The sequence below is a fragment of the Actinosynnema sp. genome (assembly GCF_052038725.1).
This window is the reverse complement of the sequence record NZ_JBQGCX010001444.1, coordinates 1-1928: the sequence shown is the minus strand read 5'-3', so window position 1 is coordinate 1928 and position 1928 is coordinate 1. Positions and strand designations below refer to the sequence as shown.

General features: G+C 77.4%; 1 protein-coding gene. It reads right to left on the bottom strand.

The genetic code is table 11. The annotated features are described in order from the left end of the window. The coding region (locus tag ACTUAL_RS30505; protein WP_440902652.1) for a polyketide synthase dehydratase domain-containing protein at positions 1-1928 on the bottom strand (1928 nt) is incomplete at both ends.

The window sequence follows — 1928 nt, the reverse complement described above, 5'->3', positions numbered from 1 at the left end:
ACCCACCCGTCCGGGTGGACCCGCTCCAGGGCGAGGGCCTGCGTGGTGGACCCGGTCTTGCGCAGGCACTCCAGGGCGCCCCAGACCCGCGTGCCCGCGACGGACGGGTCCTCGCCGGTCTCGCGGACCAGCAGGTCCCGCACGGCCAGCGGGGCGCGGCCGAGCAGGGCGGCCCAGTCGTCCTCGGTGCGGGGCGCGGCGGTCTCGACGTCGACGCCGAGCCTGCCGCCGGGCGCGGTGGCGGCCAGGGTCAGGCCCGCGCCGTGCGAGGCGGACACGGCGTGCCCGGCGACCTCGGGCTTGCCGTCGGGGCGGTAGCGGACCTCGACCGGGGCGCCGAGGGCGCGGGAGAGCGCGAGGGCGGTCTGGGCGCGGCGCTCGCCGCCCTCGGCCGGGTCGGGTTCGACGACGACGGTGCGGGAGCCGCCGAGGACGCGTTCGAGCGCGCGCTCCAGGTGCGGGCCGAGCATGGTCGGGGTCCACGGGCCCCTGCCGTCGCGCTTGCGCACGGCCCGCAGCACCAGGCCCTCCCAGCGCTCCACGAGCACGCCGGACGGGTCGCGCACGTCCAGGTCGTAGGTGTAGCTGTCGCCGTCCTGGGAGCGCTCGCGGGCGTCCAGGACCACGTGCTCCCCCGCCCTGGCGGTGGGGTCGGCCAGGTGCAGGCGCTCGACGCTCTGCGGCAGCAGGACGGCGTCGGGGACGCAGCACTGGATGGCGTGCATCATCACGTCGCGGGCGCCGGGGTCGGCCAGCAGCCGCTCCTGCGGCAGGAACGGGGCGAACCAGGTCGCGGCGGAGGTCGTGGCGACCTCGGCGACGGCGCGACGGGCGGAGGCGGTGCGGTACGCCTGGAGGCGCTGGAACCGCTTGCCCTGGAACAGGACCCCGCCGTACAGCTCGGTGACCGGGTCGACCGGGACCGGCGGCAGCGCGGGGTCGGCGGGGGCGGGCTCGGCGGGCAGGTCGGGGCGGGGCAGGCGGACGGTGGCGCGGAAGTGGTCGGCGGAGAACCCGGTGTCCTCGGCGCGGACGACCACCTCGACGGTGTCCGGGCCGGTGGCGAGCGCGGCCAGGCGCACGGTCAGCGCGCCGTCGGGGCGGATCGCGATGGGGCGCAGGAACCGGACGTCCTCCAGCAGCGGCGGTCCGGTGCGGCCGGTGAGGGCGGCGGCGACCTGGGTCATGGCCTCCATGCCGACGACGGCCGGGAACAGCAGGTCGCCGTCGAGCAGGTGGTCCTCCAGGTACGGGTCGCTGCCGCCGGACAGGTCGGCCGCGGTGACCAGCTCCACGCCGGGGTAGTGCACGACGACGCGGTCGGTGAACCGGGTCAGGGGCAGCTCGGCGCGCTCCAGATCCTGCGTGGGCAGCCCGGCCGCGCGGACGGAGACGCCGAGCGCGGGACCGGCGGTCGGGTCGGCGAGGACCCGGCGCAGCACGGCGACACCCGCGTCGGTGGAGATCGGGGTGATGCCGTCGCGCATCAGCGCCTCCACGACGCCCAGCCGCTCCCCCATGCCCGCGCCCGCCCACACCGACCACTCCAGCGCGAGGGCCCTGGCCTCCGGGTTGCGGCGGGCGAAGTCGGTGGTCAGCTCGGTGAGCCAGTCGTTGGCGGTGGCGTAGTGGGCCTCGCCGCGCAGGCCCGCGCGGCCGATGATGCTGCCGAAGGTGATCAGCAGGCGGACGTTGGGCTCGCCGACCGCGTCCAGGACGGCGCGCAGGCCGTCGACCTTGGGGGCGAGGGTGGCGCGGAAGGCGTCCTCGGTGAGGTTGGGCAGGGCGGTGGGCTCGTTGCGGCCCGCGCCGTGCAGGACGGCGGTGACGTCGCCGAGGTCGGCGCGGAAGCGGGTGACGGCGGCGGCGAGCTGGTCGGCGGAGGTGGTGTCGGCGCGCTCGTAGCGGTGGCGGACGCCCGCGGCGGT